13 protein-coding genes are annotated in these 15,979 nt (G+C 53.9%); 6 read left to right on the top strand and 7 right to left on the bottom strand.

What is annotated here, in order from left to right:
- Window positions 1-51: 51 nt before the first annotated feature.
- Entirely contained in the window at window positions 52-948 is an 897-nt protein-coding gene (locus EDC54_RS09275; RefSeq protein WP_132455454.1) for a LysR substrate-binding domain-containing protein, read from the bottom strand.
- A gap of 182 nt (window positions 949-1,130) precedes the next feature.
- Here EDC54_RS09275 and EDC54_RS09270 point away from each other — a divergent pair, with 182 nt between their 5' ends.
- A complete protein-coding gene (locus tag EDC54_RS09270; protein WP_380895478.1) occupies window positions 1,131-2,330 on the top strand; it encodes an MFS transporter in 1,200 nt (399 codons plus the stop codon).
- 169 nt (window positions 2,331-2,499) lie between these two features.
- Complete coding sequence (gene tus, locus EDC54_RS09265; RefSeq protein ID WP_132455450.1) at window positions 2,500-3,429, top strand: DNA replication terminus site-binding protein; 930 nt, start codon at window positions 2,500-2,502, stop codon at window positions 3,427-3,429.
- Window positions 3,430-3,475: 46 nt separating this feature from the next.
- Here tus and fumC read toward each other — a convergent pair whose 3' ends face one another.
- Window positions 3,476-4,873, bottom strand: coding sequence for a class II fumarate hydratase (fumC, locus tag EDC54_RS09260; protein ID WP_132455448.1), 1,398 nt, complete (start codon window positions 4,871-4,873; stop codon window positions 3,476-3,478).
- 200 nt (window positions 4,874-5,073) lie between these two features.
- Between fumC and manA the strand changes: the two genes are divergently transcribed.
- The 4 genes from manA to add all read left to right on the top strand — a co-directional run bounded on the left by manA (window position 5,074) and on the right by add (window position 10,117).
- Window positions 5,074-6,246, top strand: coding sequence for a mannose-6-phosphate isomerase (gene manA, locus EDC54_RS09255; protein WP_132455446.1), 1,173 nt, complete (start codon window positions 5,074-5,076; stop codon window positions 6,244-6,246).
- A gap of 69 nt (window positions 6,247-6,315) precedes the next feature.
- Window positions 6,316-7,863 (top strand): YdgA family protein, encoded by a 1,548-nt coding sequence (locus EDC54_RS09250; protein WP_132455444.1) that lies wholly within the window; start codon window positions 6,316-6,318, stop codon window positions 7,861-7,863.
- A 138-nt stretch (window positions 7,864-8,001) separates the two neighbouring features.
- Entirely contained in the window at window positions 8,002-8,961 is a 960-nt protein-coding gene (locus tag EDC54_RS09245; RefSeq protein ID WP_132455442.1) for an arsenic resistance protein, read from the top strand.
- Between the two features lie 139 nt (window positions 8,962-9,100).
- The gene (gene add / locus EDC54_RS09240) at window positions 9,101-10,117 is read left to right on the top strand and encodes an adenosine deaminase (protein WP_132455440.1); all 1,017 of its coding nucleotides are present in this window, start codon (window positions 9,101-9,103) and stop codon (window positions 10,115-10,117) included.
- Between the two features lie 66 nt (window positions 10,118-10,183).
- Here the strand turns inward: add and EDC54_RS09235 are convergent, their stop codons facing one another.
- From EDC54_RS09235 to araG, 5 genes are all read right to left on the bottom strand, one after another.
- Entirely contained in the window at window positions 10,184-11,179 is a 996-nt protein-coding gene (locus tag EDC54_RS09235; RefSeq protein WP_132455438.1) for a bile acid:sodium symporter family protein, read from the bottom strand.
- Window positions 11,180-11,295: 116 nt separating this feature from the next.
- A complete protein-coding gene (locus tag EDC54_RS09230; protein WP_132455436.1) occupies window positions 11,296-12,342 on the bottom strand; it encodes an oxidoreductase in 1,047 nt (348 codons plus the stop codon).
- 89 nt (window positions 12,343-12,431) lie between these two features.
- Entirely contained in the window at window positions 12,432-13,364 is a 933-nt protein-coding gene (araC, locus tag EDC54_RS09225) for an arabinose operon transcriptional regulator AraC (RefSeq protein WP_132455434.1), read from the bottom strand.
- Between the two features lie 63 nt (window positions 13,365-13,427).
- Entirely contained in the window at window positions 13,428-14,414 is a 987-nt protein-coding gene (gene araH / locus EDC54_RS09220) for an L-arabinose ABC transporter permease AraH (protein WP_132455432.1), read from the bottom strand.
- An 18-nt stretch (window positions 14,415-14,432) separates the two neighbouring features.
- Window positions 14,433-15,956: an L-arabinose ABC transporter ATP-binding protein AraG gene (gene araG, locus EDC54_RS09215; RefSeq protein WP_132455430.1), complete on the bottom strand. Its 1,524-nt coding sequence runs from the start codon at window positions 15,954-15,956 to the stop codon at window positions 14,433-14,435.
- Window positions 15,957-15,979: the final 23 nt, after the last annotated feature.

The following is a 15,979-nucleotide window of genomic DNA, read 5'->3' as shown; positions in this document are numbered from 1 at the left end:
AGTCGTCAAATATTTGATTCGTTATGTGATTCGACGCACATATTGAAAATTTTATCGCCCCAGCATCATCGATATCATCGTTTGCGCCGCTGCGTTCTGCACATGGTGCCCCGCCGTCACCAACCAAACTTCCGTTGTCGCGTCCTCTTCTTCCAGCAGGAGATATTTCACGCCGTCGACCCGAATACGCAGAAATGAAGCCGGTAGAATGGAAACGCCCAACCCTGCCGACACCAGCCCGACGATTGTCATCGCCTCCCCCACTTCCTGCGTTATATAAGGGCTGATACCGTAGCGTTTAAGTAACGTGAGCGTGTCGTCGTACAGCGCTGTTCCAACCGCGCGAGAGAAGAAAACGAACGGTTCATTCGCCAACTGAGTGATACTGATGGCATTCCCCCCCGCCTGCTGCGCCAGCGGATGGGATTCCTGAACCACGGCAATCAGCGGTTCTCGCAGTAGCAACTGATGATCCAGCGCCTCAGGCAGCGGATTATTGCGCATGATTCCGATATCAAGTTTAGCATTCAGCAACGGTTCAATTTGCTGTTTAGTATTAAGCTCTATCATCTGAATATGCACTTCCGGGTACGCCTGACGAAAATGCAGCAGGCTGCTGGATATCTTTTTAATAAAGGGTGCGGATGACGTGAAGCCGATCGTGAGCTCACCGATTTCTCCCCGCTGAATGCGGGAAGCCCGCTCCGCAGCCTGTTCAACCTGACTGATAATCGCCCAGGCTTCTTTCAGGAACATCGCGCCCGCGGGGGTAAGCTGAACATTGCGGTTGTTGCGCGCCAGAAGTTTTGCCCCTATCTGTTCCTCCAGAATTTGAATCTGTTGGCTAAGCGGAGGCTGTGAAATGCGCAGCCTTTCCGCGGCGCGACCAAAATGCAGTTCCTCGGCCACGGCAATAAAATAGCGGAGATGACGTAGTTCGATATTCATATTTTAGACATATCAATCATGATTATTAATATATTATACAAAACAATACCACTCTTCTATCATCGCCTTATTGTTGATTCACCTCTGATTTAGTTTTTTGGTAAGGACGTCTTTTGAGCCATCTGTCCGGTTCCACAACGAGCGACAGGCCTGTTTCTCCGGTTGTCGATGCAAACGGGAATATCCCCATCGTTTCAGGTAAAACGCCCTATATTAAACGCGGTACGCCGCAGTTTATGCGCGTCACGCTGGCGCTGTTTTCTGCCGGATTAGCCACCTTTGCCCTACTGTATTGCGTGCAGCCGTTGCTGCCCGTGCTCTCAGCGCATTTCGATATTTCTCCTGCCACCAGCAGCCTGTCGCTTTCCGTCTCGACCGGGATGCTGGCTATAGGGCTATTGTTTACCGGCCCGCTTTCCGACACCATCGGCCGTAAAAATGTCATGGTCGTGTCGCTGATGTCAGCGGCGATCTGTACCGTGATTTGCGCTTTCATGACCAGTTGGAGCGGCGTGCTGATTGTTCGGGCGCTGGTCGGCCTATCGTTAAGCGGCGTGGCGGCCGTTGCCATGAGTTACCTGAGTGAAGAAATGCATCCGAGCGTGCTGGCATTTTCAATGGGGCTCTATATCAGCGGCAACTCGATTGGCGGCATGAGTGGTCGTCTGGTCAGCGGCGTTTTAACGGATTATTTTCCGTGGCGGGTCGCCATCGGCACCATCGGTGTGCTGGCGCTCGCGGCGGCGATAACCTTCTGGCGCATTCTTCCCCCATCCCGCCATTTTCGCCGGGGATCGCTGCGCCCCAAAACACTGTGGCTCAATAGTCAACTGCACTGGCGCGATGCAGGGTTGCCACTGCTGTTTTTGCAGGGTTTTTTACTGATGGGCGCATTCGTCACCCTGTTTAACTATATTGGATATCGCCTGCTGGCACCGCCGTATCTGCTCAGTCAGGCGATCGTTGGTTTGCTGTCCGTGGTGTATCTGACCGGGAGTTACAGTTCACCAACCGCCGGTGTGCTGACGTCACGCTACGGACGCGGCCCCGTGCTGAGTTGCGCTATTATTCTGATGCTTACGGGGCTGGGGATCACCGCGCTTACCCCGCTATTCATCATTTTTATCGGCATGATGCTGTTTACCGCCGGTTTCTTCGCCGCCCACTCCGTCGCCAGCAGTTGGATTGGTCAACGGGCGCGCCGGGCAAAAGGTCAGGCCTCATCAATGTATCTGTTTTCTTACTATCTGGGCTCCAGTCTGGCCGGAACGCTGGGCGGTTTTTTCTGGCACGCCTACGGCTGGTTTGGCATAACCCTGTTTCTCGGCGCGCTCTTACTTATCGCGCTGTGGGTAAGCCTGATATTAAAACGGCGCCTTTAAACCCTTTTCTTACGGGAGTTTACTCAACCCGGGTAGACTCCTCGTATTACCGCACTTCCGCCTTCGATACCGCCCTTTATCCTGTAGAAAAGAATCATGATTGCCTTTGCTGATATGAGTATTTATGGTAATCATACTTAAATATGTTGTAACTAAAATGAGGTTAACGATGAGCCGATATACGTTAGTAGAGCGAATGAATCGCTGTTTCTACACGCTGGAGACCAAGCTGGCCTTGATGCAGCAACAATTTTCGGCCTATCCATTACTCGCTGCCCGCGTCTATTCCCTTCCCCCGGTGGAAAAAGGAACGGAACACGACCCTATCGACAAAATAACGGTTCACCAACACGTTGGTCAGGAAGCCTGTGATAAAGGATTGGCGCACTTTCAGCGGCTGTTCATTCATCACTACCCAGAAACGCTAAGCAGCAAAAGTGCGATTCGTTTACCGGGCGCCCTGTGTTTTACCGTAGACGCCATACAACACCAGCAGGCACACGCGCTGATTGCAGAGATTAATGCGCTGAAAAACACGCTGGAACAGATCATTACCGTGGAGTCAGGGTTAGCGCCGGAACAGCGCTTTGAATTCGTTCACACACATCTGAAAGGGTTAATCACGCTCAGCGCTTACCGTTCGTTAACGCTACTGACTAACCCGGCATCGGTCCGTTTTGGCTGGGCGAATAAGCACATCATCAAAAACATGACGCGAGCGCAACTTCTGGAACAACTGACGAAAAGCCTGAAAGCGGCCAGGCACAGCGCGCCTTACACAAAAGCGCAGTGGATCGCGCACGTGGAGCAAGAGATAGAAACCGTATTGCGCATACCGGAAAACGCCGCGTTGAAAATCAAGCGGCCGGTAAAAGTGCAGCCTATCGCACGCGTTTGGTACCCCGACCAGCAAAAACAGGTTCAACATCCCTGCCCGTCTCCCTTACTCGTTCTTTGCCTGCAAGGTTCCGGCATACCGGTTGTTGGCGAACTCCCTTCTTATGACGCCAGTAATATTAAGCACAAACACAAGCCAAAGGCCGCGGAACTGCGTCTGCTCATTCCCCGCCTGCACCTGTATACCGACGCGCCGGAGTGAAAAAAACCTGCCGATCGGCAGGTTTTATGTGACAACGCATATGCCGCTATTTTTTCAGGCTACCCACCATCTCTTCCGGTCTGACCCATTCATCAAACTGCGCTTCGGTCAGGTAGTTCAGTTTGATCGCCGATTCTTTCAACGTTAAGCCTTCTTTATGCGCCTTTTTAGCGATGTCCGCCGCTTTGTCATAGCCGATATGCGTATTCAGCGCGGTGACCAGCATTAGCGATTCGTTCAATAGCTGATTGATACGCGCGTGATTCGGTTCGATGCCTACGGCACAGTGCGCATTGAAGCTGTTCATGCCATCAGCCAACAGGCGAATCGATTGCAGGACGTTGTGAATCACCATCGGCCGATACACATTCAGCTCAAAATTACCGGATGCCCCGCCCATGTTGACAGCAACGTCATTGCCCATGACCTGACAGCACAGCATCGTCAGCGCCTCACACTGCGTCGGGTTGACCTTGCCAGGCATGATGGAACTGCCCGGTTCGTTTTCCGGAATACGCAATTCACCAATCCCACAGCGCGGTCCGGACGCCAGCCAGCGAACATCGTTGGCAATCTTCATTAATGACGCCGCTAGCCCCTTCAGCGCCCCATGACCATGAACCAACGCATCACAGGTTGCCAGCGCCTCGAATTTGTTCGGCGAGGTCACAAAGGGTTGCCCGGTCAGCGTTGCCAGTTCCGCCGCTACGCGTACCGCATATTCAGGATGCGTGTTCAGCCCGGTTCCCACGGCCGTACCGCCCAATGCCAGCTCACAAATGTGCGGCACGCTATTCTCGATATGTTGCAGATTATGCTGCAACATCGCGGCCCAGCCGGAGATTTCCTGCCCCAGCGTCAGCGGCGTCGCATCCTGCAAATGCGTGCGGCCGATTTTGACAATGTCTTTGAATTGTTCGGCTTTTGCCGCCAGCGTAGCGTGCAGCGCTTTTAGCGCCGGAAGCAGGTGTTCATTGATCGCAACAACAGCCGCCACGTGCATCGCTGTAGGAAACACATCATTAGAACTCTGACTTTTATTGACATCATCATTGGGATGAACCAGACGGTGGTTGCCTCGCTCTCCGCCCAGCAGCTCACTGGCGCGGTTGGCTAAGACTTCATTCATGTTCATATTACTTTGCGTACCCGATCCCGTCTGCCAAATCGCTAACGGGAATTCCCCGGCATGTTTGCCGGCCAGCACTTCGTCCGCCGCCTGAATGATCGCATTGCCGCGATCGGCAGGCAGAAGTTTGAGCGCGATATTGACGCTGGCCGCCGCGCGCTTGGTCTGCGCCAGCGCGTATATCAGCGCCTGCGGCATTCTCTCTTCAGAAATGCGGAAATGCTCCAGCGAACGCTGCGTCTGCGCCCCCCATAAACGTTCAGCAGGAACATCGATTGATCCCATTGAATCTTTTTCACTACGCGTCGTGCTCATGACTTTCCTCCTTAAAACACACCGTCGAATGTACAAAACCTCGAATAACACCGTAGAACCCGCCTGAAACACTGTCTGGCATCGTGCTACATAAAACATTACCATGAAGAGAAGAAGATGCAGTGTATGCATAATCACTCAGGCAATTAACAACTGACATCACAAAAATTAACAATTTAATATAACCGCAGGGAGTCGACATGCAAAAAATGCTCAATTGCGTCCAGCACTATGCCTGGGGCAGCAAGCATGCGTTAACTGAGCTATATCGCATTGATAACCCTAATAATTTACCCATGGCTGAGCTTTGGATGGGCGCCCATGATCAAAATAGCTCCGCGATTATTGATGAGCATGGTCACTCCCGCAGCCTGCGTGAGGTGATTGCGGAAGACCCCCTCGCCCATCTCGGCGCAACCATTGCGCAGCGTTTCGGCGAACTGCCCTTCCTGTTTAAAGTTTTATGTGCCGAACAGCCGCTCTCTATTCAGGTACACCCCAGCAAATCCGCCGCAGAACAGGGATTTGCCAAAGAAAATGCCGCAGGAATAGCGCTGGATGCCGCTGAAAGAAACTACAAAGACGCCAATCACAAGCCGGAACTGGTCTACGCGTTAACCCCCTTCCAGGCGATGAACGGATTTAGAGAATTATCCGAAATTGAGCGGCTTCTGACGCCGCTTGCCAGTGCGCATCCGTCGATTACCGCTTTTTTGCAGCAGCCGGATGCAAAGAACCTCGCCATGCTGTTCACCAACCTTCTGAGCATGAGCGGAGAACAAAAATCACGCGCGATCGGCGTACTGAAGGCCGCGTTAAACAACCAGAATGACGAGCCCTGGGCGACGGTCCGCACCCTTACGCAGTATTATCCTGATGACTGCGGGTTATTCGCGCCCCTGCTGCTGAACCTGATTACGCTTCAGCCGGGCGAGGCGATGTTCCTGTTTGCGCAAACGCCCCATGCCTACCTGAAAGGCGTTGCGCTGGAAGTCATGGCCAATTCTGATAATGTACTGCGGGCCGGGTTAACGCCGAAACACATTGATATTCCCGAACTGTTGGCAAACGTTGCGTTTGAAGCGAAACCCGCAAACCAATTACTCACCGTACCGCAGCGGCAAGACCGGGAACTCCGTTTCCCGATCCCTGTTGATGATTTTGCTTTTTCGCTGCATGAACTGAGCCGCGAGCCTCAAACGCTCAGTCAACACAGTGCGGCGATTGTCTTTTGTGTTGACGGCCATGCCGTCCTGCAAAAAAATGAGCAACAAATTTCGCTGCGTTCCGGAGAGTCCTGCTTTATTTCCGCCTGTGAATCACCGGTAACGGTTGAAGGTCAGGGACGTCTCGCTCGGGTGTTTAACCGATAATGTGGTTCATACTTTTTTGTCAGCATTCAGGCTGAAAACGCGCATTTTTTTACTAAAGGATGAATAAAAATGAAGAAGTCGTTAGTCGCCGCAGGCGTCATTATTGCTCTGGGCGCCGTCTGGACCGGCGCATCCTGGTACACCGGTAAACAGTTGGCAGAACAGATTGATGGTTTTACCGACACGCTGAATGAGCAACTGAAGAAAAATTACCCGGATTCCGGGCTGAAAGTCGTCTATCGCGATTATCAGGGTGGGATCTTCAGCAGCAAGCTCGCTTACGTTTTACAGACGGATGGTACGGCAAAAGGCGTGCAGTTCCTCGCGACCGGCGAAGAAATTGTGTTCAACGAAACGGTTTCTCACGGCCCTTTCCCACTGGCGCAGCTTAAGAAGTTCAACCTGTTACCCGCCATGGCGTCTGTCCATACCGAACCGGCCAAGACGCCAGCGGTGAAAGCCTGGTTTGAACTGACCAAAGATAAACCGTTTTTTACGGCGGATACCCGCGTCACCTACAGCGGCGATACGCAGTCTGACATTAAGCTAGAACCGATCGACTACCAAACGCCGGAGCAAAAATTCACGTTCAGCGGCGCCGACGTCTTGCTCGATGTCGGACGCGACCTGCGCAGCAGCAAGCTCGATACCACCATTGCCAGCCTGAAGATGGAAAGGCAAAACCAATGGGGAATGAACGAACATCTCGACGTGGCGGATCTCACTCTCAAGGCAACGAATCAGAAGGGAAAATTCGATCTTGATTTAGGCGATAGCTCCCTGTCGCTGAAAGCGCTCACCTTTTCCGTCGAGCACAGCGATCCGCTGACGCTGAATAACTTCTCATTACACAGCCATGCCACGGAAGATGACAAAAATCTGGCCGGAAAACTGGCCGTATCGCTGGAATCGTTAACCTTCGATAATCGTAATCTGGGTTCCGGCAATATGAATATGTCCATATCACAGCTTGATGGCATCGGCGCCAAACAGTTCCTCACCGCCTATCAGGAAAAATCTCAGCAGTTACTGCAAAATGCCGCCACTCTGGATCCTGATGTTTATCAACATGAAATCACCATGACGTTTCTGAACGCGCTGCCGCAGTTATTAAAAGGCAACCCAAGCGTCGAAATTTCTCCGCTCAGTTGGAAAAACAGTAAAGGTGAAGCAACGTTCACACTGGCGCTGGATCTCACCGATCCCCTGAAAAATGCGGATAAAGCGGCTGGCCCGGCCTCCTCGGATGAAGAAAAAATTATTCGTCAGTCACTCAAGAAGCTGGATGCCAAACTTAACGTACCGATGGAGATGCTGGCGGAGCTCATCTTTCAGGGCGGCCCCAAAACCTCGAACGAGGAAAAAAGAAAGCAGTTGGCGGCGAGCGCGCAACAGCAGGTGAACATGATCGCACAAAGCGGAGAAGCATTTCAGCTCAGCGTTACCAAGGATAATGCGATTACCAGTTCATTACACTATGCCGATGGGCAGGTTGACTTCAACGGCAACAAGATGCCGCTGAGCGATCTCATCGGCCCGTATTTCGCCATACCAGACGAAGGCGATGCCGCCCAGCCCGGTGAACAGGAAAATCCCGTCACGCCACCGGCACAGTAATCTGCCGTGCGGTGAAATCACGACCTGAATACGCGGTGGCCGTCCGGCCACCGTTTTTGTGCCATGTGTCACCCGAGTCCCGCAGCAAGTGCGCAGGCGGCTCGACGTATCGGCTACGTCACGTTTTGAGATAACGCTATGACCACATTGAAACCCGTCATGGAGGCGCATCAGGCCGCGATTTACTTTTTTACCGTGCTGATGGCGGTCGCAACGACAATGCTGGTTTCGAATACAGAGCGGCTGGATGTCGTGATTAACCCGGCTCTGGCGCTCATGCTGTTTGTGACATTCCTACAGGTTCCGCTGACCGAGTTCGGAAAAAGCTTTACACAGGTCAGGTTTCTCGGCGCGCTGCTGGTTGCCAACTTCATCATGATCCCCTTGCTGATCGCGCTCTTACTGCCCTTTTTCCCGGCGGAACCCAACCTGAAACTGGGCATATTGCTGGTGCTGCTGGCGCCGTGCATCGACTACGTTGTGACATTCGCCCATTTGGGGCGCGCCAATGCGGCGCGTTTGCTGGCGGCGACGCCATTATTGCTCATGGTGCAAATGGTGATGTTACCGTTTTATCTGGCATTGTTTATCGGCGACGCCGCCGCCGGACTCATCGTTTATGCGCCGTTTATCGATGCATTTATCTGGCTGATTATCGTGCCCTTAGGACTGGCCGCCCTGCTGCAAGGGCTGGCGGCGCGATGGCGTCCCATGGCGACCATTGCAAACGCATTCGGCTATCTCCCGGTTCCGGCGACCGCGCTGGTGCTCTTCATCGTCGTGGCGGCGGTCGTTCCGCCATTGCGCGCCACCTGGAACACGGTGTTACTCGCAGTGCCGTTTTATCTGTGTTTCGCACTGGCAGCGCCGGTGCTTGGCTGGCTCGCCGGTCGCGCATTTCGATTGGATTCCGGTAGCGGCCGCGCCGTAGCTTTTAGCGCCGGCACGCGTAACTCGCTGGTCATCCTGCCGCTGGCATTGGCAATGCCCGGCGCATTGCCGCTGCTTCCCGCCGTGATCGTCTGCCAAACCCTCGTGGAATTATTAAGCGAATTAATCTATATCCGGGTGATACCGAAACTGCATTCGACACGTTAACAGGCACGAAAAACGATAATGGTTTGTTTTTCCAGCTAATCCATTAAAGATACTGAATTTCATCGGTAACCATTGGCTATTTACCTCCGTTTCTTTTTATACTTTAACGTATGAAAAACACTAATCAGACAACAACACGATGATCGATTCACTCATCCCTTTGACGGACATTCACCGTCATCTTGACGGCAATATTCGCTCTCAAAGCATTCTGGATTTGGGGCGACAGTTCAATGTCGCACTCCCCGCCAACGATATTGAAACGCTGCTTCCCTACGTTCAAATCACGGAGAACGAGCCGGATTTGATCCGCTTTTTACAAAAGCTAGACTGGGGCGTGGCCGTTCTCGGCTCACTGGACGCCTGTCGTCGCGTGGCGTATGAAAACGTTGAGGATGCAATGAAGGCCGGGTTGGATTACGCCGAGCTGCGTTTCTCACCTTACTACATGGCGATGAACCACAAACTTCCGGTTGCTGGCGTCGTCGAAGCCGTGATCGACGGCATTCGCGCAGGCTGCCATGATTTCGATATCGACATCCGTCTGATTGGCATTATGAGCCGGACATTCGGTACCGATGCGTGCCAGCAGGAGCTGGATGCCCTGCTGTCTCAACGCGATCACATTGTGGCGCTGGATTTGGCCGGGGATGAGCTGGGATATCCCGGCGCGCTGTTTACGTCCCATTTCCGACAAGCCCGTGATGCGGGCTGGCACATCACGGTGCATGCCGGGGAAGCGGCGGGGCCGGAAAGTATCTGGCAGGCGATCAATCACCTCGGCGCAGAGCGTATCGGACACGGCGTCACGGCGATCATCGATCCGCGGCTGATGACGCACATGGCGGAACAAGGTATCGGCATTGAATCCTGTCTGACCTCCAATATTCAAACCAGCACGGTCGAATCTCTGGACAAACATCCGCTGATCCATTTCCTGCGTTATGGCATTCCCGCTACGATTAATACGGACGATTCCGCGGTTCAGGGCATTGAGATCCGTCACGAATATGAGGTTGCCGCCCCTCTCGCCGGTCTGACGGCGCAGGAAACCCGTAAAGCACAGGAAAACGGCCTGAATATCGCTTTTATCAGCGAGCAGGAAAAACAGCAACTGCGTGACAAGGTGTTACGCAAACGCGCCGCGGCCAATTAGTGTCGGCAAAGGTTGCCTGAACAGATGACCACGCCCTCGCCTGCGCAGGCCGAGGGCGTGGTTGTTTTACGCGCCGGGTGACGGCTCTTGCTCTTTACTCAGGCGTTTGGCATAGCGCTGCGCCAGCATTGCGCAGACCATCAGTTGGATTTGATGGAAAATCATCAGCGGCAATACCATGCCACCGACGACGGCAGCCGGGAAAAGGACATTCGCCATCGGGATACCATTCGCCAGACTCTTTTTCGAACCACAAAAAACAATGGTGATTTCATCCGCCGTGTTAAAGCCCAGTTTGCGCGCCGCCAGCGTGTTGATCAGCAGCACTATGGCCAACAACAGAATCGAGCAAGCCACGACCGCCAGCAGCGACCAGCCGTTGATCTGCCCCCAAATACCCTGCACCACGGCCTCACTAAACGCGACATACACCACCAGAAGAATGGATGACTGGTCAGTGATACTAATCAGCTTGCGGTGACGATCGACCCAGTTGGCAATCAACGGACGTGACAGATGACCAATAACAAAGGGCACCATCAGTTGCATGATAATGGCGCCAATGGCGTGCAGGGTATCCGTTTCCCCGCCTTGCGTCTGCATCAGCACCCCCACCAGAATCGGCGAAAGGAACACGCCCAAAATGCTGGACGCCGAGGCGCTACAGATTGCCGCCGCGACGTTACCGCCGGCGATGGAGGTGAAGGCGATCGCCGATTGCACCGTCGCAGGCAGCGCGCACAGATAGAGGAAACCAAGATACAATGTCGGCGTCAGGACGACCGGCGTCAGCAGGGTCATGCCGATGCCCAGCAGCGGGAACAGAATAAACGTGCTGCTAAACACCACCAGATGCAAACGCCAGTGCCCCATGCCAGCCTTTATTGCCTCACGCGATAGCTTGGCGCCATGCATAAAAAACAGCAGCGCAATCGCTGCCGTTGTCAGATGTTCAAAGAAAATCTTCGCGCGGCCTTCAGCAGGAAGAATCGATGTCGCCACCACCACTAGGATCAGAACCAGTAAAAACCTATCAATGCGTAACCGCTGTAACCACCCCATGCGTGACACCTATCTCCTCTTCGGTTTATCAACCCACTTATTATTCTTACTCACAGGCGATCTTACGCTCGCCGGTTAAACAGACGGTTAACTATTCGGGATAAAACGTAATAACACTAGCTGTTTTTCAGCGTGATGGCTTTTTTCTGCTCATGGGACAGCAGTCCCAGCTCGATCAATTCCATCACCTGAATCGCCTGATGAACGCTAACCGGATTGTCACCTTTACCCAGCAGCGCATCGCGAACGGCGGCATAATAAGCAGGATAGTTGCCGGGGAGGGTTGTGACAGTTTGCTCTACCGTTATGCCATCGCGAAACAGTGTCAACACGCCGTCCTGCTTATCCTGTCCCCAATCGACCAACGGCGGACGCTCGCCGGCTTTCAGCCGCGCTTCCTGCGGGTCGAGCCCATACTTGACGAAGCTGCCGTGCATGCCATGCACGGTATAACGAGGAACCGCCGCGGCCACCAGCATACTGGCGTGCAATACCACGCGCCGCTGCGGGTAAATCAGCGTAGCGTGGAAATAATCCGTCGCCTGACTCCCCGGTCGCAATTGCGCCATATCAACCTGAATCGCCACCGGTAAACCAAACAGCTGTAATGCCTGGTCCAACAGGTGTGGCCCAAGATCGTACCAGATACCGCTTCCCTCACCGCCGTCTTCACGCCAGCGCTGGCGAACCTCGGGCCGGAAGCGATCGAAGTGAGATTCCATATACACCACGTCCCCCAGCGTCCCTGTCGCAATAAGCTGTTTCAACGTCAGAAAATCGCTATCCCAGCGGCGGTTATGGAAAACAGAAAGCACTTTACCTACCCGATCGGCGAGCGCCGCCAGCTCGCGGGCCTGTGACAACGTCACGGTAAACGGTTTATCGACAACGACATGTTTCCCCGCATCCAGCGCCTGTTTCGCCAGCGGGAAGTGGGTGTCATTGGGGGTGGGAATGACAATGAGGTCAATATCGGGGTCATTGAACAATGCCTGAGGATCTTGCTCTGTCCGCAGGTTTGCCCAATCCGCATGGACTTTTTCAGGGCTGCTGCTGGACACCGCCGCCAGCGCCATCCCCGGCGTCCCGGCGATTAACGGGGCATGAAATGTCTTACTGGCGTAACCATAGCCCAGCAGTCCCACACGAACAGTCTTACTCATGATGATTCCCCTTTCGCTTATTTATTTTTTGGTGTCTTTCTCAGTATATACCCGTCGCCTGCCGGGGGAATCTGGCGCGGTCTGCTCAGTCAGCGACTAAGCGCGCGGGACGCTTTCCCTCCCCATGCCGCAAGCGATGTTTTCGCCGCCGGAAAGTTGATTTCGCTGCGGCGGCGGCGAAAATCGCTGGGGCTGACGCCGACACGCTTACGGAACACGCGTGAGAAATAGAGCTGATCGTCATACCCCACCACGCGACCAATATTGGCGATAGACTCCTGCGTCGTTTGTAAGAGCAGCTTGGCGCGGATCACGCGCTGATCCTCACGCCAGCGCAAAATATTAATGCCGACCTGCTCGCGAAACAGGTGGGCCAGACGCGACGGCGACAGACAAACGTGTCGGGCCACCTCATCAATACGCAGTTCCCCGGCCAGATTGCTGGTAATAAACTGGCAGGCTTCGATCACCCGCGGATCCATAATTTTCTGCGGGCTTTGCGGATCCTCCTCCATCGCTCTGAGCAGCAGGCGCTCCAGCAAATTCATGCCCAGCTCTTCCGAAAAGCGACGCCCGGAACGCTGCATCTGTTCAATACTGGCAAACAGCCGGTCAAATTCCAACAGCAATGTGTTGTTCGGCAGACTCATGCGGCCAATACCGCTACTTTGGGTATGCCATTCGAGCCAGTCCGCCCAGTAAGCGCGCGGACGAAAATAAACCCAGCGATGATACCAGCAATCGCTATCCGGTGAGCGCCCATAAAAATGCTTTGATTTGGGCGGGAACAGCAGTAAGTCACCCGGTTTGCAGAAAAATGTTTCATCACCATCAAAAACCTGTCCTTGCCCCTTGATGGTGAGATTAATGATGTAGCCTTTCATTCCGTCAGGGCGATCGATAAAAAAGTCGAGCGGCCCTTCAGCCTGAATAGGCGTCAGACCGGCGACGAGGTAAGCGTTAAACGAGTATCCCGGCAGTAGCGGGTTGGGCTGCGAGTCTTGCGCCATACGGTGATACATCAAACCTCCGGTATACGCGATAAGGGTAAAATGCGGCAGAAGGCCATCGTCTGCCGCACGGGCTTATACCGTCTTCTTCGCCAGCTGTTTGTAACGGTCGAAAATGACCGCCGCCAGCAAAATCAGACCACGCACCACATACTGAGCAAACGGAGAGATATTCAGCAGATTCATGGCATTCTCTACCGTGCCGAGAATCAACACCCCAGCCACCACGTAAGAAATTTTGCCAATTCCACCTTTCATCGATACGCCGCCCAGCACACAGGCTGAAATGACAATCAGTTCATACCCGATGGAGGTCATCGGCTGACCGCTGGTCATACGCGAAGCCAGAATGATGCCCGCGGCGGCCGACACCAGACCGGACAAGGCAAAAATGATGATCTTGGTTCGCGCGACCGGCACCCCGGCCAGACGGGCGGCCTCTTCATTCCCCCCAATCGCCAGCGTGTTGCGTCCAAATGTCGTTTTGTTCAACAACAGACCAAACAGAATCATACAGCCGATAGTGATCCAGATCGGCGCGGGCAGCCCCAGCCAGTTAGCATATCCCAGCTCGAAGAAGCGCTCATCTTCAATCCCAACCGCTTTGCCATCAGAAATAATGTACGCCAGGCCGCGCACAATTTGCATGGTTGCCAGCGTCGTAATCAGCGCGTTGATTTTCAGGCGGGCAATGACAAAACCATTAAGCACCCCGAATGCCACGCCCAGCAACAGGCCCGCACCGACGCCAATCCACAGGCTTTCACTGATGTTGATCACGACAGCCGTCGTGACGCCGGCGCAGGCGATGATGGAGGCCACCGACAGGTCAAAATCCCCGGAAGCCAGACAAAACAGCATCCCACAGGCCACCATGCCGGACATCGAGATCGCCAGCCCCAGCCCTTTCATATTGATAAACGAAGCGAAATTCGGGACGAAAATCGCGCAGCCGATAAACAACACGGCAAACACCACCAGCATGCCGTAGTTGTCCCAAATGCGGGATAGTTCTATACCGCCTTTCTTCTTTTCTGAGGTTGCAGACGTAACCGTTGACATTATTTGGCTCCTTCGCGGTCAGGCAACCGCAGATTCGATATCAGGGGTTCGTAACATCGCCAGACTGAGCACATTCTGCTCCGTGGCGTCGTTATGCATCACTTCGCCGGAAACGGCGCCTTCGCGCATGACGATAATCCGGTCAGCCAGACCCAGCACTTCCGGTAAATCGCTGGAGGCAAACAGCACCGCGACCCCCTGATTCGCCAGCTCATAGATGACGTGATAGATTTCGTGCTTCGCCCCGACATCAATGCCGCGCGTTGGCTCATCAAGTAAAATGACTTTCATTTCTTCGGACAGCCAGCGCCCAAGAATGGCTTTCTGCTGGTTCCCGCCGGAAAGATTCATCACCAGTTGTTCATCGGAGGGCGTTTTGATATTGAGCGCCGCAATGCGCTTCGCTGCGTTCTCCACCTCCCACTGGTGGTTAATGATAAAACCGGCGGTCAGGCTCTTGCGTCTCGCACTGATATTGATGTTGTCGCGGACCGAATGCACCGGGATGATGCCGTCCGCTTTGCGATCCTCCGGGCACAGCATCACGCCCTGACGAATCGCATCAAGGGGAGAATTCACCACCAGCGGCTTGCCATCCAGCAGCACCTGACCGTCGGTGATTTTCGTTGCGCCAAACAGCCCCTTCATCAGTTCGCTGCGGCCCGCCCCCACCAGCCCAAACAGCCCGACAATTTCCCCCTGTTTTACCGCCAGAGAGACGGGAGATTTCACCCCCGGCGCTTTCACATCTTTCAGCATCAGTCGCGTTTCACCGTGCGGGCGCGGCGTGTAGCCATAAATATCACCCAGTTCTCGCCCTACCATCGCCTGTACCAGCGATTCGTGGTTCACCTGCCGCATATCGTCAAACGTGCGGACATAGCGGCCATCCTTAAACACGGTAATGGCATCGCTCAGCGCGAAGATTTCCTCCATCCGGTGCGAAACATACAAAATAACCCGCCCTTCGCTGCGCAGTTCCTTAATCACCCGGAAAAGCTGCTCGATTTCACGCGCGGACAGCGAACTGGTCGGTTCATCAAAAGCGATAATTTTAGCGTTGCGGGCCAACGCCTTGGCGATTTCCACCATTTGCCACTGGCCGATAGACAGGTACTTAAGCGGCGTATCCGGGTCGATGTCCAATTCCAGATGTTCAAGTTGAAGTCTGGCTTCATAGCGCAGCAGTGAATAGTCCACCATGCCGTATTTATGCGGCAACTGGCCAAGGTAGATGTTCTCAGCCACCGTCATTTCCGGCACCAGATGCAGTTCCTGATAAATGATGGCAACGCCGGCATTCAACGCATCCATCGTATTGTTAAACTGCACGGGCCGGCCCTGAATGTGAATTTCACCTTCCGACGGGGAATAATTGCCGCTAAGAATTTTTAACAGCGTCGATTTACCCGCCCCGTTTTCCCCCATCAATGCGTGGATCTGGCCGGCCTGGCAGGAAAAACTGATGTCTGAAAGCGCCTTGACGCCGGGAAACGTTTTACCAATCCCATGAAACGACAAATAGGGAGACTGTGCTGTCATGTCGGTTTCCTCATCACAATGGT

Source organism: Samsonia erythrinae, from assembly GCF_004342665.1.
Classification (GTDB): Bacteria; Pseudomonadota; Gammaproteobacteria; order Enterobacterales; family Enterobacteriaceae; genus Samsonia; species Samsonia erythrinae.
The sequence above is the reverse complement of the archived record's forward strand: the minus strand, read 5'-3'. Positions and strand labels throughout refer to the sequence as shown.

Coding starts and splice junctions, on each gene's coding strand:
- EDC54_RS09275 (WP_132455454.1), bottom strand. CDS start 948: ATGAATATCGAACTACGTCATCTCCGCTATTTTATTGCCGTGGCCGAG.
- tus (WP_132455450.1), top strand. CDS start 2,500: ATGAGCCGATATACGTTAGTAGAGCGAATGAATCGCTGTTTCTACACG.
- fumC (WP_132455448.1), bottom strand. CDS start 4,873: ATGAGCACGACGCGTAGTGAAAAAGATTCAATGGGATCAATCGATGTT.
- manA (WP_132455446.1), top strand. CDS start 5,074: ATGCAAAAAATGCTCAATTGCGTCCAGCACTATGCCTGGGGCAGCAAG.
- EDC54_RS09250 (WP_132455444.1), top strand. CDS start 6,316: ATGAAGAAGTCGTTAGTCGCCGCAGGCGTCATTATTGCTCTGGGCGCC.
- EDC54_RS09245 (WP_132455442.1), top strand. CDS start 8,002: ATGACCACATTGAAACCCGTCATGGAGGCGCATCAGGCCGCGATTTAC.
- add (WP_132455440.1), top strand. CDS start 9,101: ATGATCGATTCACTCATCCCTTTGACGGACATTCACCGTCATCTTGAC.
- EDC54_RS09235 (WP_132455438.1), bottom strand. CDS start 11,179: ATGGGGTGGTTACAGCGGTTACGCATTGATAGGTTTTTACTGGTTCTG.
- EDC54_RS09230 (WP_132455436.1), bottom strand. CDS start 12,342: ATGAGTAAGACTGTTCGTGTGGGACTGCTGGGCTATGGTTACGCCAGT.
- araC (WP_132455434.1), bottom strand. CDS start 13,364: ATGTATCACCGTATGGCGCAAGACTCGCAGCCCAACCCGCTACTGCCG.
- araH (WP_132455432.1), bottom strand. CDS start 14,414: ATGTCAACGGTTACGTCTGCAACCTCAGAAAAGAAGAAAGGCGGTATA.
- araG (WP_132455430.1), bottom strand. CDS start 15,956: ATGACAGCACAGTCTCCCTATTTGTCGTTTCATGGGATTGGTAAAACG.